Genomic DNA, 23,679 nt, shown 5'->3' with positions numbered 1-23,679 from the left:
TCGACAGACACCCACCCGGCCGGGAGCCGGGTGGGTGGAACGGCTTACTGAGCCAGCCAGGCGTCGAAGCGCTGGGTCAGCTCGTCGTTGTAGTCGGCCCAGAACTCGTCGTCCTTCTGGATGGCCGTGGCAAAGTTGGGCGGGAATGTCGGCATGTGCGGCATCATGTCGATCCCCGTCTCGGCGTGGACCGAGACCATGTCCGAAGAGGAGTAGCGTGCCGGACCATAGGAGATGTACTGGGCCTGGTCGGCGAGCCGCTGGGTATCGGTGGCGAAGTAAAGATAATCCTTCACCTTGTCGAGCTTCCCGACGGGTACTACCCAGCCATCCAGCTCGAACACCTGGGCGTCCCAGATGATTTCGAAGGGCTGGTTCTCGCTGACCATGGCATCGAAGATGCGGCCATTGTAGGCGGAGCCGAAGGCCACCTCCTTGTCGGCGAGCAGTTGTGGCGGCTGGGCGCCCTCCTCCCACCAGATTACATGGTCCTTGATCGTGTCGAGCTTGGCGAAGGCGCGCTGGATGCCCTCTTCCGTCTCGAGCACGTCGTAGACGTCTTCCGGCGCGACGCCGTCGGCGACCAGCGCCCACTCCAGGTTATTGATCGGCTTGCGCAGCAGGGTGCGCTTGCCGGGGAAGTTCTCCAGATCGAAGACATCGGCGATGGTGCTGGGCTGATTGTCCTCCGGGAACATCTCGGTATTGAAGGCAACGATGTTGGAGTAGACGATCGAGGCAACGAAGCATTCGCCCAAGGCACCGTCGACGAAGTCCTCGCTCGGCGGCGTACCGTCCGGCGCGTCCGCCAGCAGCGCATCGTGATCCAGCGGCTCGATCAAACCTTCGGCGCAGGCGATCATGGCATCGGCCGGCAGCATGTCGACCAGATCCCAGGTCACGTTGCCCGCCTGGGACTGTGCACGCAAGCCGGCCAGAGCGTTACCGCTGCGGTCGAGGTTGACGATCTGATCGCCGGTCTGCTCCATCCAGGGCTCGTGGTAGGCCTTTTGCTGGCTCGCGGTGTAAGCGCCACCCCAGGAGACGATATTGAGTGTCTGCTGAGCCTGCGCCATGGCACCAAGGCCCAGGGTCGAGGCCCCTGCCACGGCACATACCATCAGTTTCAGAACCGGCAGTTTCACAGCCGGTTTCCCTGCTTGTTCATTGTGTTTCATCGTCGATCTCCACGCTTGTTGTACTTCTTGTCACTGTTGTACTTATTGCCACAGGGGTGGCATCGCCACACGTTGGTACGTTCAGGCATCCAGGGCCCGACAGTCATCACTGGACCAGCCGATCTCCACCGATTGGCCCGGCCTCAGCGAAGCGTAACCCTTCGCATTGGGTGTCTTGAGAATGAATTCATCGTTGCCGCAGACGCTGACACGGGTGCGCAGGTGGTCGCCCAGGTAGATGACCTCCCTCACTTCGGCACGGAAGCGGTTATCGAAAGCCTCTTCGGCACCGTTCGATACGATATCGACCCGCTCCGGGCGCAGGGAGAGCGTCGTGCGTGCGCCAATACCGCCCGCCGCAACAGCCTTGGCCAGTACCGTTTCGCCACTGTCGAGGCGGACCTGGCACTTGTCGCCGATGGTTTCGGTGACTTCACCGAAGAGTCGATTGTTCTCGCCGATGAAGTTGGCGACGAAGGCGTTTTCCGGCGCTTCGTAGAGTGCTTCGGGCGGAGCAAGCTGCTGCACCACGCCATCATTGAAGACCGCGATGCGATCGGACATGGTCAGCGCTTCGGTCTGATCGTGGGTCACGTAGATCATGCTGATGCCAAGGTCGGCATGGATTCGCTTGATCTCGTACTGCATCTCCTCCCGCAGATTCTTGTCGAGCGCACCCAGCGGTTCATCCATCAGCACCAGCTCGGGTTCGAAGACCAGCGCCCGGGCCAGGGCCACGCGCTGCTGTTGGCCACCCGACAGCTGTGCCGGACGCCGGTCACCGAAATGCTCCAGACGCACCATGGCCAGCGCGCGCTCGACCTTGCGCTTGATCTCGCTCTTGGACAGGTGGCGAACCTCAAGGGGAAGGCGAGGTTCTCGGCGACCGACATGTGGGGGAAGAGAGCGTAGTTCTGGAAGACCATGCCAATGCCCCGCTTGTGCGGCGGCAGATCGTTGATCGGCTCGCCCTTGAGCAGTATCTGGCCATGGGTCGGCGTCTCGAAGCCCGCCATCATCATCAGGCAGGTAGTCTTGCCCGAACCGGAAGGGCCCAGCAGCGTGACGAACTCGCCGCGGTGGATGTCGAGATTGAAGCCCTTCACGACCAATTCGATTCCGTCGTAGCTCTTCTGCACGTTGATGAAGCGGGCGAAGTGCGAATCGGCGTCGTGTCTGGCTTCCCTTGCGCTATCGTTGCGTTCTTGTTGCAGACTTTCGTTCATGCAGGGTTCCCGCTCATGGCCATCGTCGGCGAAGTGAAAGGCTTCGCTCCTCAAGCTGGCCAGTGTTCTTGTTGGAATTCATTGACACTATTCCTTTACCGTCAATCATCGCAATCCCCATAGGGTCCAAATAGCGTTGAACCGCAATTGAGACAGCAAAAGGAAGTTCGTTTAACGCACTGTCACCTAAAGAAAACTTTAGGTTACAACAAGGCTAACGCCAAGTTTTCGAAGGTTGATTCGGCAACGCCGATACATTCGTGTACAATCCTTGTTCACAATAATACCACTTCCGGCAAGGGCAAATTTCTCTTCAGAACTGGCATGCCGCGCCAGAGACGCCACACTTGACGTTACGTAACGTCGTCGATGCGCCAACTCGTTCGCCTCGTTGGACGTCCACCCACGTGAAACCGGAGAACATGACATGTACAAAAAAATCATGGTCCCCATCGATCTTGCCCATCTGAAGATACTTGAACCCTCCTTGCAGACCGTGGCCGACCTGGCCCGGCACTATCATGCCGAGGTCTGCTACGTGGGGGTGACCTCCACTGCCCCAGGCAGCGTGGCCAGGAGTCCTGAGGAGTACCAGCGCAAGCTGGAAACCTTTGCCCAGCAGCGTGCGGCGACCCATGGTCAGCCCGTCTCCACCCACACCATCAGCAGCGCCGACCCAATCGCCGATCTCGACGACCTCTTGATCGCAGCGATTCAGGACGTCAATGCTGACCTGGTCGTCATGCCGACTCACCCCCCGAAGCATCTGGACGTCATCATGCCGTCCCACGGTGGCAAGATCGCCACCCATACCGATGTCTCGGTTTTCCTGGTCAGGCCGCCTCGCGACTGACCGCCCATCGCCATTCACACTTCATACGCCCATGGGAGAGCATAACGTGGCACATGATTCTCGCGACGAGCGCACCAAGGAGGCAGAGCCCTCCTCGGAAGGCGTGCCGGCCCCGGAGGGACCGGCCAATCTTATCGATACCGATTACGTCATCGGCCAGGACAATCTGGCCACCGACAAATTGGGTTTCAGCATCGACCTGCACGGCAAGGTATTTACCATCTCGGCACTGGTCACAGTGTTCTTCGTGGTCATCACCCTTGCCCTGCAGGCCGAGGTCGAGCCGCTGTTCAATGCCATGCGCGACTGGCTTACCGGCAACTTGTCCTGGTTCTTCCTGCTGGCCGGGAACATCTTCGTGCTGCTGTGCCTGGGCTTGATCGTATCTCCGCTGGGCAAGGTCCGTATCGGCGGCATGCATGCCAAGCCAGACTTTAGCTATAGCGGCTGGTTCGCCATGCTGTTTGCTGCCGGCATGGGCATCGGCCTGATGTTCTACGGCGTCTCCGAGCCGATGTCGCACTTCGGTGCGGCACTCGGCGGCACTACCGTCGAGGATGGCGTCCGTACCGACTGGGCACCGCTCGGTGCCGCCGCCGACGATCCTGCGGGCGCGGCTAGCCTGGGCATGGCCGCCACCATTTATCATTGGGGACTGCACCCCTGGGCGATCTATGCCGTGGTAGCCCTGGCGCTGGCCATCTTCTCGTTCAACAAGGGTCTACCGCTCACCATGCGCTCGATCTTCTATCCACTGCTGGGCGAGCGGGTATGGGGCTGGCCCGGTCACATCGTGGATATCCTGGCCGTGTTCGCGACCCTGTTCGGGCTTGCCACTTCGCTGGGCCTCGGCGCCTCGCAGGCCTCGGCCGGACTGAGCTACCTGTTTGGCGTGCCCGAGACAGACGCCACCATGGTGCTGCTGATTCTCGGCATCACCGCCGTTGCCATCGTGTCGATCCTGGCCGGGGTCGACAAGGGCGTGCGCCGGCTCTCGGAGATCAACATGGGCCTGGCCGTACTACTGCTGCTGTTCGTCATCCTGGTGGGACCGACCCTATTGATCCTAACCGGCTTCTTCCAGAATCTTGGCGCCTATGTGGTCAACCTGCCTGCGCTGTCGAATCCCTTCGGCCGCGAGGATGCCAACTTCACCCAGGGCTGGACCGCCTTCTATTGGGCCTGGTGGATCTCCTGGTCGCCCTTCGTCGGCATGTTCATCGCCCGAGTCAGCCGCGGCCGCAGCGTACGTGAATTCCTGGTTGCCGTGCTGCTGGTGCCTTCGCTGGTCTCGGTACTGTGGATGACCGCCTTCGGGGAACCGCCATCAATCAATTGGTCGGTGCCGGCTTCGAAGGGGTGCAGGACGCCGCCCTCGAGCTGCAGCTTTTCGTCATGCTCGGTGAGCTGCCGCTAACGGCCATCACCTCGTTCGTCGGGATCGTGCTGGTGGTGGTATTCTTCATCACCTCGTCGGATTCCGGCTCGCTGGTCATCGATACGATCACTGCCGGCGGCAAAGTCGATGCGCCAAAGCCCCAACGGGTATTCTGGGCTGTCATCGAGGGAGTCATTGCCATTGCCCTGTTGCTTGGCGGCGGCCTGGTCGCCCTGCAGGCAATGGCCGTCTCGACCGGACTACCCTTTACCTTGGTGCTACTGGCCGGCTGTTATGCCATCATCAAGGGCCTGATGAGCGAGCCACGCAGCTGACTCGAGCCAACCGCAGGCGGCACATCGAGCCGCCTGCGGCCTGTCGGTCCAGCCTGATCACGCGGGGTGCACGACGTTCCCCGGCCCATACGGCGCTCATGCTCATGCACGAAAAAGTTCCTATCCGTCAAGTGTTTCATGAAGCTGTCAACCACTAGCAACACGCTATCGCTTCGGGCATATTCCTCAATAGATCATTACAACTATGCCTAAGGAGCCGTTCTACGCCCATGATGGCACCCGAAGACGCCTTTCGTCTGCTCGCCGATGGCTTGGGCAAGGCCGGCACTCCCCAGGCGTTCGACCACTTGGTCGAGCGCATATCCACGATACTCGATGGGGAGCACGTGCTCATCGGAAAGCTGCTTTCCGATAATGCTTCCATCCGAACCGTCGCCTTCTGGTCCAGGGGCGCGCTGCAGCCCGCTACGGTCTATGCACTCGCAGGCACGCCGTGCGAGCACGTGTTGAATGATGAAATCTGCGAATTTCCCGATGGCGTCTGTCAACGTTTTCCAGACGATGCGATGCTCCAGGAGCTGGGCGTCGAGAGCTACGTGGGCATACCGCTGCGCGCGCCCCAGGGAGATCTCGTCGGCCTGCTCGCGGTGCTATCCAGCCGCCCTCTCGAGCTGAGTGCCTATGCCCCGGAAGTGCTGCGCATCGCCGCGGCCCAAGCGGGTGCCGAAATGGCACGTCGGACGGAGGAGGAGAAGCGGCGCAGCAGCGACTACCGTATCCAGCAGCTCATCTACTGGATAGCGTCACGGGGCTACCCAATCGGCGCTATTTCATGGAGCGGCTGGAGGAAGCTTGCGAACAGGCCCGCCTGCGCGGCAACTGCCTGGGGTTGCTGTATCTCGATCTGCAGCGCTTTCGCCAGATCAACGACACCCAGGGACACGAACTTGGCGACCTGCTCCTGGCCGAAATTGCCGGACGCTTCAGCGCCCAGGTCGAGCCCGGTGAGTTCATCGCCCGGCTGGGTGGCGATGAGTTCATGGTATTGCTCACCGACACCCGCCCCGCCGCAATGGCTCATGCCATCGAGCGATACCGCAGCAGCCTCATGGCACCGATCCGACTATCGGAGCGCAGCTTCTCGATTTCCGCCAGTGTCGGGGCGGCACTGTTTCCCCGCGATGCCGACACGGCGCAGTCGCTGTTCCAGCATGCCAGTATCGCGCTCAACCATGCCAAGCAGGACAGCAGCCGCACTCGCTTTTTCACCGCCACCATGGCGGACGAACTCCATCAGTACGAAATCCTGCAGCTGCGTTTCAGCGAAGCCTTGGCCAAGGACAAGCTGTCGCTCGCCTTCCAGCCCCAGTTCAGCCTCAAGACCGGCAAACTGATCGGCGCCGAAGCACTGTGTCGCTGGCACGATGAGATTCTGGGACATGTCAGCCCCGCCACTTTCATCCCGTTGGCGGAGGAGCAGGGCCTCATTTGCGCTCTGGGCGAGTGGGTGCTGGAAGCTGCCTGCCAACAGCTCATGACCTGGGAGCGGCAGGGCAAGCCCTTCCCTGGGCGACTGTCGGTCAATGTCTCGGCACAGCAGATGGACGACCCCCGCCTGGCCGAACATATCCAGCGCATTGCCACGCGGGTGCCCCCCGGCAAACTGGGTCTTGAACTCACCGAGAGCGGCCTGATGCGCAACCCCGAGCAAACGGTGCGTGTGACCCGGGCGCTGTGTCGCGCGGGCTTCAGCCTGGCGATCGACGATTTCGGCACGGGTTACTCTTCGCTCTCCTACCTCAAGCGCTTTGCCGCCGACACCCTCAAGATCGATATGTCCTTCGTCAAGGACATGCTCAAGAGCAGCCACGATCATGCCATCGTCTCGACCATCATCGCCATGGCCCAGACCCTGGGCATGCTGACGGTGGCCGAAGGCGTCGAGGCCGCCGAGCAGGCCGAGGCGCTGAGCGCGCTGGGCTGCACCGGCGTGCAGGGCTTCCACTTCGGTCGTCCCGTGGATGGGGATACCTTCGCCAAACAGTGGCTATGAGACCAGGCCCAGGTTGTACGATGAGTCGGACAGTGCATCGCGGTCCATGAGCCTAAGTCCATAGCGCACTGACGGGCAGCTCGGGCCATAGTGGCTGGCCACCTGCGCCTGGAACAATTCCGCGGTGGCCAGCGCATCGACCAGGGCGTGATGCCCCTGATAAAGAGGCAGTCCATAGCGCCGCCGGCTATCGCCCAGGCGTATCGAGACCGGCGGCCGCCGCATCCAACGCCTCAGACGCGACCACAGCGAGAGTCGGTACAGCCGCGCTTCCAGCGACATGGTGTCGATCACCGGGAACCGTACCCCCTCCCCCAACCGTGCCTTTATCGCTTCATCGAGAAAAGGCCGCTCGATATGGCGGAAATGCACCACGGCCAGCCGTCCTGACAATGCCTCGAGCAGCTCGGGCAGGATGTCCCGAGATCGGGCGCCTCGGCCACTTCCGAATGGGTGATGCGATGGAAGGCGATCGAGGCCTCGGACAACGGCCGACTGGGACGTACCAGCCAATAGCGTCGCTGTGCCAGCATGATCCGGTCGAGATTGAAAGGAACCAGCCCGATGCTGACGATGGCGTGGCGCTGAACGTCGAGCCCTGTGGTTTCCAGATCCAAGGCCACCAGCGGCACCTCACCGATGGGAGTGTCGGGCGCCGGCCAGTCCGCGGCAAAGAAACGTCGCAGCAGAGGATCCTGAACTTCCGCGGCTCTGCGCTGGAAATAGGCGGGCCACTCGTGGCCGTGTGAACGCGCCGCAAAACGGTAGGACAGCATGATTCAGCGAGCCCGTCCGCTATGCGCTGGTATCGGATAGCGATACTTGAGGAACTTCTGGGCGTGGCTGAGGACCTGAAACGCATCCTTGAGGTGGTGACGCTCACTGTCAGCCACGTTCTCGGGCTCGATGTTATTGTCCGGCTCGTGTTCCTGCTGGAGATCGATGACCTGATGGCGAATTCGCACCATGGAGAGCAGTTCCATGGCATAGCGCAGCTTGTCTCCAACTCCCGGCGCCAACAGCTGTGTGGCTGCAATGTCGTCGAGCCGCTCGAAGCTGTTCTGGGCGCGCGAACCGCAGGCCAGCGCATGCACGCGGATCAAATCGACCAGCGGCGCCGTTCCACGGCGCTTGAGATTGATCGAGTTGTTGTGCTTGCCATCCTTCTCCATCACGAAGGTGCGAAAGAATCCCAACGGAGGCGTACGATTCAGCGCGTTGCGGGCCATGGCGGCCAGAAACCGGGGGCTATCCGGCGCCATTCGCGCGATCACGTCCTGTAGCTGCTCGACGTAGGCCTCCTCGCCATAGGCGCTGTCGAGATCGAAGAATATCGAACAATGCAGGAGACGCTCGGGAGTCGGCGACTCGATCCACTCCGTGAAATAGCGCTTCCATACCGATAGTGGCTGTCGCCACTGGGGATTGGTCGCCATTACGCCTCCCTTGCAGTATGGAAAACCGCAAGCATCCAGGCCGTCACTGACGAATCTTGCCAGCTCGGCGAAATAGTCGTCGTGCCTGGCCGGATGGAAATTGTCTGCCAGCACCAGGGCATTGTCCTGGTCGGTGACGACGGTCTGTTCGTTGCGCGCCATGGAACCGTTGACCATGAAGCAGTACGCCACCGGTGGGGGGCCAAGCGCCGCTTCGGCGAGTTCCAGCAGGCGCCGTACGAAGCTGCGACCGATGGTGGACAGGGCGCTGCCGACCATCTGGGAATTGGCCCCCTCCTCGACCATGCGGATGAAGGCGGCGCGCACGTCGGGTGCCAGGCGGGCCAGGCCCTCTACACTGGACTGATGGAAAATGTTGCTGACCAGGTAAAGGCTGCTGTGGGTCTCGTAGCGGATAATGTCGGAAAGATGGAGAACGCCGACCGGGCGGCGGCGATAGAGGACCGGCAGATGGTGAATGTTGTTACGCAGCATGCATAGCATGGCTTCGTGTACCGATTCGTCCGACTGGATGGTAATCAGCCTTCCACCCGCCAGCTCGCCCACCGGCGTATCGGATCCAAGCCCCTCGGCCACGATACGCGTGCGAAAGTCACTGTCGGTCAGGATGCCACGTAGCCGCCAGGGCCGCTCTTCGCTGTCGGTAAAGGTGTGCCGCGGATCGCCGTCCGGCTCGTCGAGAATCAGCGCCGCCGAGGCCTGCGCCTCGGTGATCTGGCGTGCCACCTCCTGTACCGGCGTACTGGCTTCGACCATGACCGGGTAACGCGTCAGCAGCTTGCGCACCCGAGTGATCATCATGTCATTGGCTTTCTTGTGTTCCTCTACCGCCGCTTCCAGCCGCGGGCGCTCCAGTTCCACGAAATCGGCGAAGTGCTCATCGACCTCGCACAGGCGCATGAAGACCGCCTCGGGAATGTAATAGATCAGCGTATCTTCCAGGGCACGGGCCGGGAAGCGAACCCGGTTGTTTCTCAACAGGCTGAAATGACCGAAGATGTCGCCTTCGCCCAGGCGATCGTAGAGATCGCCCGTACGACGCCGGACCTCCACCGCGCCACTGCGGATATAGCACAGCTCATGGAGTTCCTGATCGAGCTGCAGAATGTCGGCACCGGCCTTGAAATAGCGTACCTCGACCTGCCCGGCCACTTCGTCGAGCAGCTCGTCGTCGAGAGCATCGAAAGGCGGGAAACGCCCCATGTGCTGCCGGATTTCGAGTAATTCCGCTTCCATGTCGATAGGACTCCTCGTATCGATGCCAGACGCATGCCGTGCTTCCAAAGCATAAAGGCCCGCTGAGTCCAGACACAAGAAAGGCCACCCGAAGGTGGCCTTTCTCGTCGATCTACCGATGGCGAGTGTCGATTAAGACTGCTCTGCCATCTGCTGAACGCGCTGCATCAGCTCCGGATCCTGCTGGATGGCATGGCCGATGGCATTGAAGGTATCCACGTCGAGGCCGTTCTGCTCAACCACCTCGACCATGCGATCATTGGCCTCCATGCGCACTTCCTGCTGGGTCTGCTCATCCTCGGCCGCATGCAGTCGTTCGGTATACTCCTGCGAAATCACAGCGATTTCCTGAGAGGCATCGGCGAACTGCTGAAGCTGGTCGTCGGAGAAGTCCTGAGCGGGTGCCTGCGCTTGCGGCTGACCGGCCGGGTCCTGGGCGGGATCTTGCTGAGCGTGCGCCTGTACGGTCATTAGCCCGGCAGCGAGCAGGGCAGCCGAAAACAGTGCAGTCATCCGTTGCATGAATACCTCCAAGGGTGTTGCTGTGAATGTAAGAGGTCTGACGAGAGGGAACGAGCAGAGTTCAGTTTTTTATGTTACGAAATGTAAAAATTTTCGCGAATGCCATTTTCAAGACATCTCAACGGTAAAAAGTTAACCTGCTAGCTTTCTCTGCGCCCGGCAACACAGTATCGTCGATGCTTGTTTCTGCCAGTGCATAAGGACTCCCTTCTTCATGACGACTTCCGCCAACTCTCGTCTCGATGCCGCGCTGCTGGCCAGCATGCCGGTCCTGTTCGTGGCCCTGTGGAGTACCGGATTCATTGGCGCCAAGTTCGGCCTGCCCCATGCCGAGCCCTTCACTTTCCTGTTCATTCGCTTCGTGCTGACCCTCGCCTTGCTGATACCGTTGGTGAAAGTGATGGGGGGAGCCTGGCCGGGCAACTGGCGACTGAGGGGGCACATCGCCGTGTCGGGGCTGCTGGTACATGCGGCCTATCTGGGCGGCGTCTTCTACGGTATCTATCTGGGCATGCCGGCGGGTCTCACCGCACTGCTGGTCGGCCTGCAGCCGCTGCTGACGGCAACGCTGGCAGGCCCACTACTGGGCGAGCGCATCACTGCCATTCAATGGCTGGGGCTCGCCCTGGGACTGGTCGGTATCGCCATGGTATTGGGCAGCAAGCTCGACCCGGGTACTGCCTCGTTCCAGGGCTTCGGTCTCGGGGCGCTGGCTTGCGTACTCGTCGCTCTGGCGGGCATTACCCTGGGTACGCTCTACCAGAAGCGCTTCTGTACCGGCATGCCGCTACTCTCAGGGACGGTGGTGCAGTATCTCTCCGCCGGCGTGCTGCTCGGCCTCGGTGCGCTGCTGCTGGAGGAGCGCCACATCGAATGGACCGCCACCTTTGTACTGACCCTGGGCTGGCTGGTGCTGGTGCTGTCGATTGCCGCCATTCTGCTGCTGATGGCCCTGATTCGGCGCGGCGAAGCCTCACGCGTGGCCAGCCTGTTCTACCTGGTCCCGCCCGTTACGGCACTGCAGGCCTGGTGGCTGTTCGACGAACGCTTGCCCATGACGGCGCTGGTCGGCATGGCCGTCACCATCGTTGGGGTGGTGCTCGCGGCACGCGGACAGGCGCGGCGATAGCAAGGCGATGTTTCACTCGGCCGCCAACCCCTCGAGGTAGCGGGGGCCGCCGAGATTGCGCATCTGCTGACGAATCCACTGGCTGCGACGCTCCACGTGAGGCCCCGGCCGGCTGGCGTCCCAAGCCCGAGGATTGGGCAGGATAGCCGCCAGGCGGCTGGCATGCACATCGTTGAGGCGATCGGCCGAGACACCGAAATAATGCTGCCCCGCCGCCTCCAGGCCGAACACGCCCTGGTCCCATTCGACGATATTGAGATAGACCTCAAGAATACGCTGTTTCGGCCATAGCGCCTCGATCAGCACGGTGAACCAGGCCTCAAATCCTTTGCGCACCCAACTGCGCCCCGTCCACAGGAATAGATTCTTGGCGGTTTGCTGGCTGATGGTGCTGGCACCGCGCAGGCGGGTGCCATTGCGACTTGCTTCCCATGCCCGACGCATCTCGTCCACATCGAAGCCGCGATGTACGGCGAAACGCTGATCCTCGGCGGCGATGACGGCCAGCTTGGCATGATCGGAAAGCTCCTCCCAAGGGCGCCACTGATGCTGGATAGGCAATGATTCACCGGCCAGCCACGCCTCGACCTTGCGCTCCAGCATGACCATGGAACCGTGCACGGGCACATGCCGCAGCAGCATCACCAGCGCAATGGACAGTACGACGAAGGCGGCCCCGGTGAGGGCCGCCCAGCGCATCAGGCGTTGTAACCAATGGCGGATCATGACCCACCCTGGCGGGGGGTTCGCTCACGGCTTGTGAAGATGCTCGGCATGGTAGCGCAGGTGATCCTCGATGAAGGTGGCGATGAAGAAATAGCTGTGATCATACCCCGGCTGACGGCGCAACGTCAGGGGGTGATCGTGTTCTTCGCACACGGCTTCGAGGCGTTCCGGCTTGAGCTGCTCCTCCAGGAACTGATCGGCCTCGCCTTGATCGATGAAGAGCGGCTGGCTCGAGGCGCCCTTGGCCACCAGCTCGCAGGCATCGTATTGGGTCCAGGCACCAGGATCGTCACCCAGGTAGCCGCGGAAGGCCTTGCGGCCCCAAGGGCACTGAGTGGGATTGACGATCGGCGAGAACGCCGACACCGAACGGTAGTGCCCAGGCCGACGCAGTGCCAGAATCAGCGCTCCATGCCCACCCATCGAGTGGCCGCTGATCGCCTCACGGCCATTGAGCGGAAAATGCTGGCGCACCACCGAGGGCAGTTCCTCAGCCACATAGTCGTACATCCGATAATGCTTCTTCCACGGCTCTTGCGTGGCATTGACGTAGAAGCCCGCCCCCGAACCGAAGTCATAGCTTTCGTGCTCACCCGGCAGATCCGTGCCCCGCGGGCTGGTATCGGGGCAGACGATAGCGATGCCCAGCTCCGCCGCCACGCGATGTGCCCCTGCCTTCTGCATGAAGTTCTCGTCGGTGCAAGTCAGACCCGACAGCCACCAGAGCAGCGGCACACGCTCGGTCTCGGCCTGGGGTGGCAGGTAGATGGCGAACTCCATTTCGCAATCCAGCGCCCGCGAGCGGTGTCGGTAACGCTTGTGCCAGCCGCCAAAGCTCTTGTTGCTCGATATCGGCTCGAGGTTCTCGGTCATGGTCATGGTGCGGTCTCCTTGCGGTCGCTACCCAAGGATAGCGACCGGAACGGCAATTTGTAGGCAGCTCCCTGTGCGTAGCCGCCGTCACGCCTCATATCGCGAGGTGCCAGGCGCCTATCAAAAGTGCAGCACCGTACGAATGCTCTTGCCCGCGTGCAGCAGCTCGAATGCCTCGTTGATCTGCTCGAATGGCATGTCGTGGGTGATGAACTCGTCGATCTTGATCTCGCCGTCCATGTAGCGCTGCACGTAGCCCGGCAGCTCGCTGCGCCCCTTCACCCCGCCGAACGCCGAGCCGCGCCACACCCGGCCCGTGACCAGTTGGAACGGCCGCGTCGAGATCTCCTCGCCGGCCCCGGCCACGCCGATGATCACCGACTCGCCCCAGCCCTTGTGGCAGCACTCCAGCGCCGAGCGCATCACGTTGACGTTGCCGATGCACTCGAAGGAGTAGTCGACCCCGCCGTCGGTCATGTCGACGATCACCTGCTGGATCGGATCCGAGTGCTCCTTGGGATTGACGAAGTCGGTAGCGCCGAACTGGCGCGCCAGCTCGAACTTGTCCGGATTGACGTCGATGGCGATGATGCGGCTGGCCTTGGCCATCTGTGCGCCCTGGATCACCGCCAGGCCGATGGCACCGAGGCCGAACACGGCGACGGTGGAGCCCGGCTCCACCTTGGCGGTGTTGAGCACCGCGCCGATGCCGGTGGTCACGCCGCAGCCGAGCAGGCAGATCTTGTCCAGCGGCGCTTCCTTCGAGACCACCGCCAGGGAGACCTCGGGCAGCACGGTGTATTCGCTGAAGGTCGAGCAGCCCATGTAGTGGTGCAGCATCTTGCCGTCGAGCGAGAAGCGCGAGGTGCCGTCGGGCATCAGCCCCTGGCCTTGGGTGGCGCGCACCGCCTGACACAGGTTGGTCTTGCCCGAGCGGCAGAACTTGCACTGGCCGCACTCGGCGGTATAGAGCGGGATGACATGGTCGCCGGGCTTGACACTGGTGACGCCCTCACCCACGGCTTCGACGATGCCGGCCCCCTCGTGGCCCAGTACCGAGGGGAACAAGCCCTCGGGGTCGGCCCCGGAAAGCGTGAAGGCGTCGGTGTGGCACACGCTGGTGGCCTTGATGCGCACCAGCACCTCCCCGGCCTTGGGATCTTGCACATCGATCTCGGTGAGTTCGAGAGGCTTACCCGCTTCGAGAGCGACGGCGGCACGCGACTTCATGCAAATCTCCTGATGTCCTGATGTATTATCGCAACCTCTATCAGTTTAGGTTCGCGCAACGTTATGATGATAGGGAAACGACGACACAACATTATTTCAGCTGTGCAACGATGAGGCGCCAATGGCTCACTGGGACGGCATCGAAGCCTTCGTGGAAGTGGTCCGGCTCGGCACCTTCGCCGCGGCCGCACGCCAGCTTCAAGTATCCAATTCCCACATCAGTCGTCAGGTAGCTCAACTCGAACAGGAGCTGGGGCTGCCCTTGCTCTATCGAACCACGCGCCAGATTCATCTCACTGATGCTGGCGAACGTTATTATGCGCGCTGCCGCGAACTTCTGGATGGCTTTCGCGAGGCCGAAACCGCCCTGCAGAGTTTGCAGGAGCGGCCCCACGGGGTGCTACGGCTCAGTTGCGCCACCACTTTCGGCGAGCGCTTCCTAGCGCCACTGGTCAACGACTTCCTGCGCCTGCATCCCCAGCTCGAGATGCGCCTGCACCTGACCAACCGCCAGGTGGATGTGATCGACGAAGGCTACGATGTGGTCATTCGCATGGGCACCCTGCAGGACTCATCACTGATAGCGCGCCGCCTGTGCGAACGGCGCGAATTCGTCGTCGCCTCCCCCGACTACTTCCAGGGTGTGTCGCAGCCCCATTCGATCGCGGAACTGGTTCACCATCGTTGCCTGATCGGCTCGCGCGATGTCTGGCGCTTCGACATTGATGGCCTGCACCGCGAGGTTCGCGTGCAGGGGCCATGGCAGGCCAACTCGGGTCCCGCCCTGCTCGATGCCGCACTCAAGGGGCTGGGGCTGGCACAGCTGCCCGACTACTACGTCATGCCCTATCTCGCTAACGGCAATTTGACCGCGGTACTCACACGCTTCCAGTGCCGCGATGCGGGGGTGTGGGCGGTCATGCCACGACACCGCCAGCATGCCGCCAAGGTACGCCAGTTCGTCGATTACCTGGTGGAACATCTCCCCGCCCGGCTGGAGCAGGCCTGTAGCTCTACCGTGGAATGAAAAAAGGCGCCCCGAAGGGCGCCAGGAAGAGGCCTTGCCGACGTCCTCACTTGAAGTTCTTGCGGTACATCTTCATCGCCTCACCCACGATGCCGCTGCGGAAGCTGAGCACACAGATCACGAAGATGGCACCGAGAATAGGGCCGACCCAGTTGCCCAGCGGCGACTGCGCCAGCAAGTGCTGCAGGCTCACCACCAGCCCCGCGCCCACCACCGGGCCGAAGAGCGTCCCCACTCCACCCAGCAGCGTCATCAGGATCACTTCGCCGGACATGTGCCAATGCGCATCGGTGAGCGAGGCGAGCTGGAACACCACGGTCTTGGTGGAACCGGCCAGGCCGGCCAGACCGGCCGAAAGGATGAATGCCACCAGCTTGTAGGCATCGACGTTATAGCCGAGCGATACGGCCCGCGGCTCGTTCTCCCGGATCGCCTTGAGCACTTGGCCGAACGGTGAATGCACGGTGCGCTGGATCAGGGCAAAACCGAACAGGAACACGGCGAAGACGAAGTAGTACATGGCCAGGTTGCTGCGCAGGTCGACGATGCCAAGCAGGTGTCCGCGCGGGACCCCGTGCAGGCCATCCTCGCCGCCGGTGAAGGGCGCCTGGATGTAGAAGAAGAACATCAGCTGCGCCAGGGCCAGCGTGACCATGGCGAAGTAGATGCCCTGGCGGCGAATCGACAGTGCGCCGAAGACGGCACCCAGCACCACGGCCGCGGCCGTACCGATCAGAATCCCCAGCTCGGGGGTCAGCGCCGGATAGCTTGCCAGCAGATAACCGGTCACGTAGCCCCCGGTCGCCAGGAACGCCGCATGACCGAAGGAAAGCAGGCCGGCGTACCCCAGCAGCAGATTGAAGGCACAGGCGAACAGGGCGAAGCACAGCACCTTCATCAGGAACACCGGATAGGCGACAAAGGGCGCTATCAGGCCGATGGCGATCAGTACCAGATAGAAGACGTTGCGACGCAGGCTGGCGCGACGCTCGCGCTTCATCGACGGGGTCAGGGTCTGAGTCGTGGCCATGTCGTCATGCCTCCTTGCCGAAGAGTCCGGCGGGTCTGAGCAGCAGCACCAGGATCATCACCAGGAAGATCACGGTATTGGCCGCCTCTGGGTAATACACCTTGGTCAGGCCTTCGATCAGCCCCATCGCCAACCCGGTGACGATGGCACCCAATATCGAGCCCATGCCGCCAATGACCACCACGGCGAAGACCACGATCAGCAGGTTGGAGCCCATGGTCGGCGAAACCGGATAGAGCGGTGCGGCCAGCACCCCGGCAAAGGCGGCCAACGCCACACCGAAGCCGTAGGTCAGCGTGACCAGCAACGGCACGTTGACGCCGAAGGCCTGCATCAGCGCCGGATTCTCGGTGCCGGCCCGCAGGTAGGCGCCGAGCCGTGTGCGCTCGATCATGTACCAGGTGGCGAAGCACACGACGACGGCGGCCAGCAATACCCAAGCGCGGTACTTGGGCAGGAACATGAAGCCGGTCTGATAACCGCCCTGCAGCAGTTCAGGGGTCGGGTAGCGCGCCCCGGACACGCCGAAGAAATTTACCAGCGAACCCTCGAAGATAAGAGCCAGGCCGAAGGTCAACAGCAGGCCATAGAGATGGTCGAGATGGCCGATGCGGCGCAACAGGACTCGCTCGATCACCATGCCGAACAGGCCCACCGCCAGCGGCGCCAGAAACAATGCCGCCCAGTAGTTGATGCCCAGGTAGCGCATGCCCAGCAGCGTGGCGAACGCCCCCAGCATGTACATGGCTCCGTGGGCGAAGTTGACGATCTTCAGCAGGCCGAAGATCACTGCCAGCCCGAGGCTCAGCAGGGCGTAGAAGGCGCCGTTGATCAGACCCAACAGAAGCTGGCCCATGAACACCGCCAACGGCACGCCGAATATCATCGTCATGTCAGGTTCTCCTCGCCGTCAGAGGGGCGGCGGCCACGGCCGCCGCCAATCGTGCGTGCTTCAGTTCTGCACCAGCTTGCACTGGCTCTCCGAAAGCGGGCGGTAGGCCTCTTCGGCGGGAATGGAAGTCAGGATCTCATAGAGGTCCCACTCGTGGGTGGAAGCGTCCGGCGACTTCACTCGCGCCAGGTACATGTCGTGCACCATGCGGCCGTCTTCGCGAATACGACCGTTGCGGGCGAAGAAATCGTGGATTGGCTGGCGCATCATGTGCTCACGCACCGTCTGAGTGTCGTCGCTGCCGGTGGCCTGAACGGCCTCCAGATAATGCATGGTACTGGAGTAGATGCCGGCCTGGACCATGGTCGGCATGCGGCCCACCCGCTCGTAATAGCGCTCGGCCCACTCACGGGACTCGTCGTCCATGTTCCAGTACCAGCCAGTGGTCAGCAGCAGGCCCTGGGTCGCCTCGAGCCCCATGGCATGAACGTCGTTGAGGAACACCAACAGGCCGGCGAGCTGCTGACCGGCTTCCACCACGCCGAACTGGCTGGCGGTATTGATGGCGTTGACGGTATCGGCCCCGGCATTGGCCAGGCCGATGATTTCGGCTCCGGAGCCCTGGGCCTGGAGAATGTAGGAAGAGAAGTCATCGGTGGGGAACGGATGACGCACGCCACCGACGATCTGGCCGCCATTCTCCTCCACTACCTTGGAGACGTCGGCCTCGAGCGCATGGCCGAAGGCATAGTCGGCAGTGAGCATGAACCAAGTGTCACCGCCCTGCTCGACGACCGCCCTGGCGGTGCCGTTGGCCAGCGGATAGGTGTCATAGACCCAGTGGATGTGATTCGGAGTACAGTGCTCGTTGGTGATGCTGGAAGCCGCAGAGCCGGACACGATCCCCAGCTTGTCGTTGGCCTCGAGCACATTGGTCACGGCGATGGTCACCGAAGAAGCCACCATGCCGGCGACCAGGTCGACGCTGCGCTGATCCACCCACTCGCGAACGGTATTGGCGCCCACGTCGGCGCTGTTACGGTCGTCGGCGCTGAACACCTCGATCGGCGCCCCGTTGACGCTGCCGCCGAAGTCCTCGACCGCCATGCGCAGCGCCTCCAGGCCGCCCGGCCCAGCCAGGTCGCGATAAGTGCCGGACATGTCGGCCAGATAGCCGATGCGCACGGCACCATCGCTGATCTCCGCCTGGGCGGCAGTCGCCATGGCGGCGGTGGCGGCAATGGCAATGCTGCTGGCGAGAGTCTTCTTGATGAAGGTCATTTCCGTCTCCATAGCCCAGTCGGGCAGTTTGTTGTTGTCACGCACCCTGCAAGGACGCGCTTGGTTGTGGTTACGAGAACAATGTCGTGCTGTTGTGCTTCTTATGTTCCGCTAGGTGCGGATGGGTAATGGCTCGCCTGTTCGTAGCAGGGCGTGCCGTGTTCCTCAGGCCAAGCGGCTAGACGCCCAGCAGGGAATTCAGGTGGTCGCGCTTGGATGGCAGCTCGGCGGCACTGATTTCCTCGACGATTCGCCCATGCTCCATGACGTAGTGACGGTCGGCCAGCGGCGCGGCGAAACGGAAGTTCTGTTCCACCAGCACGATGGTCATGCCACGGTCGCGCAGCTTGACGAGAACCTCGCCAAGCTTCTGCACGATGACCGGCGCCAAGCCTTCGGTGATCTCGTCGAGCAGCAGCATCCGCGCTCCGGTGCGCAGAATGCGAGCCATGGCCAGCATCTGCTGCTCGCCGCCGGAAAGGCGCGTGCCCTGGCTACGGCGGCGTTCGTAGAGATTGGGGAACATCTCGTAGATTTCGTCGATCGACATCCCACCCGAGCGCACCGTGGGCGGCAGCAGAAGATTCTCCTCCACGTCGAGGCTGGCAAAGATCCCGCGCTCCTCGGGCAGTAGCCGATCCCCAGCCGTGGGATACGGTGGGGCTTGATACCGATGGTCTCGGTACCGTTGATCATGATCGAGCCGGTACGTCGCCCCACCATGCTCATGATTGCCTTAAGCGTGGTGCTGCGTCCGGCGCCGTTGCGCCCCAGCAGGGTGACCAGCTCGCCGCGGCGCACCTCCAGATCGACCCCATGCAGGATGTGCGATTCGCCATAGAAGGCATGCAGGTCGCGAATACGCAGCATTTCAGCGCCGTCGTGGTCCCGATATTCGGGACGCGTCGGCTGTTCGACCACCTGGTTCATGCGCGGGCCTCCTCTGTCGCAGCTTCGCTGCCCATGTAGGCTTCCCGTACCCGCGGGTCGGCGGAAACCGTCTCATAGTCACCCTCCGCCAGCACCGCACCGCGAGCCAGCACGGTAATTCGGTCGCACAGCCGGCTCACCACGCTGAGATTGTGCTCCACCATCAGCACCGTACGCCCCTTGGCCACGCGCCGGATCAGCTCGACGATACGATCGACGTCCTCCGCGCCCATGCCCTGGGTCGGCTCGTCGAGCAGCATCAAGGTTGGGTTCATGGCCAGGGTGGTCGCCACTTCCAGGGCACGCTTGCGCCCATAGGGCATCTCCACGGTCAGCACATCGGCATAATCGCGCAGGCCTACCTCGTCTAGCAGCTCGACGGCCCGCTCATTGAGATGTTCGAGGGTTCGCTCGGATTTCCAGAAATGAAACGATGTGCCGATTGGGCGCTGCAGCGCCACTCGCACGTTTTCCAGCGCGGTCATGTGGGCGAACACCGCCGAGATCTGGAAGGAACGCACCATGCCCATGCGAGCGATCTCGTTGGCCTTCATGCCGGTGATCGGCTTGCCCCGGTAGAGAATCTCGCCCCGGGTCGGTGGCAGGAACTTGGTAAGGAGATTGAAGACGGTCGTCTTGCCGGCGCCATTGGGGCCGATCAAGGCGTGAATATGCCCCTCCCGGACCTGCAGGTTGACGTCGTCCACAGCGGTAAAGCCGCGGAACTGCTTGGTCAACCCGCGAGTTTCCAGTATGAACTCCTGGGTCATGAGACGTCCTCTCTGGATCGCCGTGGCGATCCATGCTGATTGTTGTCGTTGTCGTGAAGGCGATGGCTGGCTTGGCCTCGCCCGGACTTCTAACCTTTACGTTAACGTAAGCTAGAGGAGACAATCCCGCGGAGCAATAGCCGAAGGGTCGAACTCGACCAATGGCGTAGAGACACCGCCACTTCAGTAGCTTGCGAACGAAAAACGCGATGCCGCCAAGGCATCGCGTCGAGAGGGAGGACCCGGCTTGGTGGCTAGCGCCACCCTGCCGTTTTCAGCATTCGATGGCGTTGACCGCAAGGCCGCCGCGTGAGGTTTCCTTGTACTTGTCTTGCATGTCGCGCCCAGTGTCGCGCATGGTGCGGATCGCCTTGTCGAGGGAGATGAAATGCTCTCCATCACCACGCAGCGACATCTGTGCTGCGTTGATCGCCTTGACCGAAGCGATGGCGTTGCGCTCGATGCAGGGCACCTGGACCAGGCCGCCCACCGGATCGCAGGTCAGCCCGAGGTTGTGCTCCAAGCCGATCTCGGCGGCGTTTTCCACCTGGGCAACGCTGCCGCCCATGACCTCGGCCAGCCCGGCGGCCGCCATGGCGCAAGCCGAACCGACCTCACCCTGACAGCCCACTTCCGCCCCTGAGATAGAAGCGTTCTTCTTGCACAGGATGCCCACTGCGGCGGCGGCCAGCAGGAAATCCACCACGTCGCGCTCGCAGGCGCCGGGTTGGAACTTCATGTAGTAGTGCAGCACGGCCGGAATGATACCGGCAGCCCCGTTGGTCGGCGCCGTCACCATGCGCCCACCGGCTGCATTCTCCTCGTTGACCGCAAGGGCAAAGACGTTGACCCAGTCCATGGCGCCGAACGTGGAGGCGATCAGGCTCTGGTCGTCGCGCGTCGCCAGCAAGCGGCGATGCAGTGACGCGGCACGCCGCTTGACGTTGAGCCCACCGGGAAGTATGCCTTCCTGCTCCAGGCCACGCTGTACACAAGCTTGCATGGCCTGCCAGATCTGCCACAGCCCATCGCGCACCTCCTGCTCGCTGCGCCAGGCCTTCTCGTTCTCCAGCATCAGCTCGCTGATACGCATGTCGTGCATGCGGCACAGCGCCATCAACTCGGCTGCCGAATTGAAGTCGTAGGGCAGCACGGTATTGTCCTGGTCCAACTCGCCCCGCTCGGCCTGCGCCTCATCGATGACGAAGCCGCCACCGATCGAATAGTAGGTGTTGCTCCACAGCGTTTCGGCATGGCCGTGAGCCACCAGGGTCATGGCGTTGGGATGATAGGGCAAGCATTCGTCGTGCCACTGCATGTCACGTGACCAGAGGAAGGGAATCGCCAGGCGGCCGTCGAGCATCAGGGTGCTGGCTTCGAGCAGCTCTTCGATGCAAGGCGCCACGATGGCGGGATCGATCCGGTCGGGACGTTCGCCCATCAGCCCCATGATCACGGCACGGTCGGTGGCATGCCCCTTGCCGGTGGCGCTCAAGGAGCCGAACAGCTTGACCTCGATGCGAGCCACTCTTTCGAGCAGACCGTCCTCGCGCAACGCCTGGACGAAGTCGTAGGCGGCGCGCATCGGCCCCACGGTATGAGAGCTGGATGGACCGATACCGATCTTGAACAGATCGAAGACACTGATTGCCATGAATCACCTCGTCGCTCGCCGCTCAATCACTTCATGCCATGCTTGGTTTATGGAATGCCTGGCTTATGGATCAGCTTGGCTAAAACATGTTTGCCTTAGGGCATTGATGATCTTATGTTGGTGGCGAATGGAACGATGAGCAAACGAGAATAACTGCTTTGAGCTATAGCAAAACTAAACCATGAACCGATTGCTGCATGCCCAGACCCATGCCTGGCTGAAAGTCTTTGCCGTCAGCGCCCGCCACCTCTCCTTCACCCGCGCGGCGGAGGAGCTGCACGTCACCACCGGCGCGGTGAGCCAGCAGATCAAACAGCTCGAGGAACGGCTCGGCTTCAGGCTCTTCCGCCGCCTACCCCGCCGCCTGGAGCTCACTGATGAGGGCAAGCGGCTGGCCGCCGTGGTCGACGAGGCCTATCAGGCGGTCGGTCTGGAGGTGAAGCGCCTACGCAGCGGCGTGATGAGCGGCGTGATTCGCCTGCGCAGTGTGCCGGCGTTCCTCAGCATGTGGCTGATGCCGCGCCTGCCGCGCCTACAGGCCCGCTTCCCCGATATCGAGCTCCACGTGGTGGCCGAGGACAGCAGCCTGTCATTGCGGGAGGGGGAATTCGATCTGGCCATCGACCTGAACGATGGCCACTACCCGGGATTTGCCATCACCCCTCTGATGGAGGAGGTGATCTTTCCCGTCTGCGCTCCGGCGCTGATGCGACGCCGGCCAGCGCTGTCACGCCCGAGGAGCTGGCCTGGTATCCGCTGCTGCATGACGTCACCGCCTGGCGCGGCGGGCATCCCTACGCCGAGTGGGAGCACTACCTGCATGCCATCGAAGCCCCTCCGCTCAACGTGCGACGCGGCTATACCTTCAACCGCCACCGGCTGGCGCTGGAGGCAGCCATCGCCGGCCTGGGCGTCTCCATCGCTCGCCAAGCGCTGCTCACCAATGAACTCAAGACAGGTACCTTGATCGCTCCTTTCGCCGCGCGCATCCCCACCGGCAAACGCTACGGCATCGTCCACACCAGCGGCGCGCTGGACGATCGCCGGGTGGCCGCAGTGCACGACTGGATCGTGGAGGAAGCCGAGCGCGGAGCCAATACCCAGACCTAGCAGAGCCAATACTCGGGACCCGTGGCACTAGCCGCCATGGCCAGGTGTCATTAAAATGAACATACACCTCTGTATGTCATGATGAGCGCTTCCATCCATGTCGCCCCCTCCCCAGCATCCCTGGCCAATCGGCTTCGGCATTGCCTGTCTGCGCGCCGGCCTCTATATCCTGTTGATCGCCGGTCTCGCTCAGCTTGCCTACTTCGAGGCCCATTACCTTCACCAGGGTCGCTTCACCGAATATGGCATCGTCGAGCTGGCCCAGAGCGCCACCTTGGCGACGAGTGCCGGCCTGCTGCTCTACGTACGCCAAGTCCAGCGGGCACTGCCGATGGTCACCTTGCTCATGTTCGCCTTCGTGGTCAGCTCCTTGATCCGTGAGCAGGACTACTGGCTCGACACGAATGTGGCTCGTCATACCTGGAAGGTCCTGGTCGCCTTGGTCGCGCTACCCAGCGTGGCCCTGGTCGTTCGCTGGCGGCATCAGTTCGCCGAAGAGTTCCGCCATTATGCCAACACCTTCTCCTTTGGCCTGTTCGCCAGCGGTGTGCTGGTCACCTATGTGTTCTCGCGATTGTTCGGCCGCCAGAGCCTGTGGCAGGCCATCATGCAGGAGAGCTACCTGCGTAGCTTCAAGAATGCCGCCGAGGAGATGGTCGAGCTGCTCGGCTATGCCTTGATCCTGATAGCCATCGTCGAGCTGGCAATCCTGGCCAGGCGCTGGCGCGCAGCCCAACGCTGAACCCAGCCAGCACGACCTTTCCTCTGCAACTATCGTCTCTTCACAGCCTGCCGGCCGACCCTCTGCTTGACCGGTCTGCTTGCCGG

At 62.3% G+C, this 23,679-nt stretch carries 20 protein-coding genes and 5 pseudogenes; 9 read left to right on the top strand and 16 right to left on the bottom strand.

What is annotated here, in order from left to right; all coding sequences use genetic code 11:
• Nucleotides 1–44 precede the first annotated feature (44 nt).
• The 3 genes and pseudogenes from EKK97_RS05870 to EKK97_RS25675 all read right to left on the bottom strand — a co-directional run.
• Nucleotides 45–1,145: an extracellular solute-binding protein gene (locus EKK97_RS05870; protein ID WP_234286519.1), complete on the bottom strand. Its 1,101-nt coding sequence runs from the start codon at nt 1,143–1,145 to the stop codon at nt 45–47.
• Between the two features lie 114 nt (nt 1,146–1,259).
• Nucleotides 1,260–1,742 carry a TOBE domain-containing protein gene (locus tag EKK97_RS25680; RefSeq protein ID WP_340162965.1) on the bottom strand — a complete coding sequence of 161 codons (483 nt, stop codon included), beginning with the start codon at nt 1,740–1,742 and terminating at the stop codon, nt 1,260–1,262.
• A 174-nt stretch (nt 1,743–1,916) separates the two neighbouring features.
• Nucleotides 1,917–2,404: pseudogene (locus EKK97_RS25675) on the bottom strand (ABC transporter ATP-binding protein); the annotation flags it as partial.
• 427 nt (nt 2,405–2,831) lie between these two features.
• Here EKK97_RS25675 and EKK97_RS05860 point away from each other — a divergent pair.
• From EKK97_RS05860 to EKK97_RS24315, 4 genes and pseudogenes are all read left to right on the top strand, one after another.
• Nucleotides 2,832–3,257 (top strand): universal stress protein, encoded by a 426-nt coding sequence (locus tag EKK97_RS05860; RefSeq protein WP_159550188.1) that lies wholly within the window; start codon nt 2,832–2,834, stop codon nt 3,255–3,257.
• A 31-nt stretch (nt 3,258–3,288) separates the two neighbouring features.
• A pseudogene (locus tag EKK97_RS05855) lies at nt 3,289–4,970 on the top strand (BCCT family transporter).
• Between the two features lie 230 nt (nt 4,971–5,200).
• Nucleotides 5,201–5,647 (top strand): annotated as a pseudogene (locus tag EKK97_RS26065) (GAF domain-containing protein); the annotation flags it as partial.
• Entirely contained in the window at nt 5,584–6,984 is a 1,401-nt protein-coding gene (locus tag EKK97_RS24315; RefSeq protein ID WP_422673559.1) for a putative bifunctional diguanylate cyclase/phosphodiesterase, read from the top strand. The pseudogene EKK97_RS26065 and the gene EKK97_RS24315, both read left to right, overlap by 64 nt.
• On the opposite strand, the gene EKK97_RS26060 is transcribed toward EKK97_RS24315, so the two are convergent.
• From EKK97_RS26060 to EKK97_RS05830, 4 genes are all read right to left on the bottom strand, one after another.
• Nucleotides 6,979–7,359 carry a 3'-5' exonuclease family protein gene (locus EKK97_RS26060; protein WP_422673323.1) on the bottom strand — a complete coding sequence of 127 codons (381 nt, stop codon included), beginning with the start codon at nt 7,357–7,359 and terminating at the stop codon, nt 6,979–6,981. The two genes, EKK97_RS24315 and EKK97_RS26060, sit on opposite strands and share 6 nt — an antisense overlap.
• Entirely contained in the window at nt 7,311–7,760 is a 450-nt protein-coding gene (locus EKK97_RS26055; protein WP_422673321.1) for an exonuclease domain-containing protein, read from the bottom strand. The genes EKK97_RS26060 and EKK97_RS26055 overlap by 49 nt, the downstream gene beginning before the upstream one ends.
• 3 nt (nt 7,761–7,763) lie before the next feature.
• Entirely contained in the window at nt 7,764–9,677 is a 1,914-nt protein-coding gene (locus tag EKK97_RS05835) for a DUF294 nucleotidyltransferase-like domain-containing protein (protein WP_159550179.1), read from the bottom strand.
• A gap of 132 nt (nt 9,678–9,809) precedes the next feature.
• A complete protein-coding gene (locus EKK97_RS05830) occupies nt 9,810–10,199 on the bottom strand; it encodes a DUF4168 domain-containing protein (protein ID WP_159550176.1) in 390 nt (129 codons plus the stop codon).
• A 214-nt stretch (nt 10,200–10,413) separates the two neighbouring features.
• On the opposite strand from EKK97_RS05830, the gene EKK97_RS05825 reads away from it, so the two are divergent.
• A complete protein-coding gene (locus EKK97_RS05825) occupies nt 10,414–11,328 on the top strand; it encodes a DMT family transporter (protein ID WP_159550173.1) in 915 nt (304 codons plus the stop codon).
• Nucleotides 11,329–11,340: 12 nt separating this feature from the next.
• On the opposite strand, the gene mtgA is transcribed toward EKK97_RS05825, so the two are convergent.
• From mtgA to EKK97_RS05810, 3 genes are all read right to left on the bottom strand, one after another.
• Nucleotides 11,341–12,054, bottom strand: a complete 714-nt coding sequence (gene mtgA / locus EKK97_RS05820) for a monofunctional biosynthetic peptidoglycan transglycosylase (RefSeq protein WP_159550170.1) — start codon at nt 12,052–12,054, stop codon at nt 11,341–11,343.
• Between the two features lie 24 nt (nt 12,055–12,078).
• Entirely contained in the window at nt 12,079–12,933 is an 855-nt protein-coding gene (gene fghA, locus EKK97_RS05815; protein ID WP_159550167.1) for an S-formylglutathione hydrolase, read from the bottom strand.
• 114 nt (nt 12,934–13,047) lie between these two features.
• Nucleotides 13,048–14,157 (bottom strand): S-(hydroxymethyl)glutathione dehydrogenase/class III alcohol dehydrogenase, encoded by a 1,110-nt coding sequence (locus EKK97_RS05810; RefSeq protein ID WP_159550164.1) that lies wholly within the window; start codon nt 14,155–14,157, stop codon nt 13,048–13,050.
• Between the two features lie 121 nt (nt 14,158–14,278).
• On the opposite strand from EKK97_RS05810, the gene EKK97_RS05805 reads away from it, so the two are divergent.
• Complete coding sequence (locus tag EKK97_RS05805) at nt 14,279–15,184, top strand: LysR family transcriptional regulator (RefSeq protein ID WP_159550161.1); 906 nt, start codon at nt 14,279–14,281, stop codon at nt 15,182–15,184.
• A gap of 46 nt (nt 15,185–15,230) precedes the next feature.
• Here EKK97_RS05805 and EKK97_RS05800 read toward each other — a convergent pair whose 3' ends face one another.
• The 6 genes and pseudogenes from EKK97_RS05800 to EKK97_RS05775 form a co-directional block, all read right to left on the bottom strand.
• Nucleotides 15,231–16,214, bottom strand: coding sequence for a branched-chain amino acid ABC transporter permease (locus tag EKK97_RS05800; protein ID WP_159550158.1), 984 nt, complete (start codon nt 16,212–16,214; stop codon nt 15,231–15,233).
• Between the two features lie 4 nt (nt 16,215–16,218).
• Nucleotides 16,219–17,106, bottom strand: a complete 888-nt coding sequence (locus tag EKK97_RS05795) for a branched-chain amino acid ABC transporter permease (protein ID WP_159550156.1) — start codon at nt 17,104–17,106, stop codon at nt 16,219–16,221.
• Between the two features lie 60 nt (nt 17,107–17,166).
• Nucleotides 17,167–18,387, bottom strand: coding sequence for an ABC transporter substrate-binding protein (locus tag EKK97_RS05790; RefSeq protein WP_159550153.1), 1,221 nt, complete (start codon nt 18,385–18,387; stop codon nt 17,167–17,169).
• A gap of 178 nt (nt 18,388–18,565) precedes the next feature.
• Nucleotides 18,566–19,317 (bottom strand): annotated as a pseudogene (locus EKK97_RS05785) (ABC transporter ATP-binding protein).
• Nucleotides 19,314–20,087, bottom strand: a complete 774-nt coding sequence (locus EKK97_RS05780) for an ABC transporter ATP-binding protein (protein WP_159550150.1) — start codon at nt 20,085–20,087, stop codon at nt 19,314–19,316. Before EKK97_RS05780 ends, EKK97_RS05785 begins: the two are co-directional and overlap by 4 nt.
• A 274-nt stretch (nt 20,088–20,361) precedes the next feature.
• On the bottom strand, nt 20,362–21,741 hold the full coding sequence (locus EKK97_RS05775; RefSeq protein ID WP_159550147.1) for an L-serine ammonia-lyase: 1,380 nt from the start codon (nt 21,739–21,741) through the stop codon (nt 20,362–20,364).
• Nucleotides 21,742–21,922: 181 nt separating this feature from the next.
• Here EKK97_RS05775 and EKK97_RS24310 point away from each other — a divergent pair.
• The 3 genes and pseudogenes from EKK97_RS24310 to EKK97_RS05765 form a co-directional block, all read left to right on the top strand.
• Nucleotides 21,923–22,402, top strand: a pseudogene (locus EKK97_RS24310) (LysR family transcriptional regulator); the annotation flags it as partial.
• Nucleotides 22,333–22,851 (top strand): LysR substrate-binding domain-containing protein, encoded by a 519-nt coding sequence (locus EKK97_RS24305; protein ID WP_236551440.1) that lies wholly within the window; start codon nt 22,333–22,335, stop codon nt 22,849–22,851. The pseudogene EKK97_RS24310 and the gene EKK97_RS24305, both read left to right, overlap by 70 nt.
• 97 nt (nt 22,852–22,948) lie before the next feature.
• Nucleotides 22,949–23,593, top strand: a complete 645-nt coding sequence (locus EKK97_RS05765; protein ID WP_159550144.1) for a hypothetical protein — start codon at nt 22,949–22,951, stop codon at nt 23,591–23,593.
• Nucleotides 23,594–23,679: the final 86 nt, after the last annotated feature.

The sequence above is a fragment of the Billgrantia tianxiuensis genome, from assembly GCF_009834345.1.
GTDB classification, from domain to species: Bacteria; Pseudomonadota; Gammaproteobacteria; order Pseudomonadales; family Halomonadaceae; genus Halomonas; species Halomonas tianxiuensis.
The sequence above is the reverse complement of the archived record's forward strand: the minus strand, read 5'-3'. Positions and strand labels throughout refer to the sequence as shown.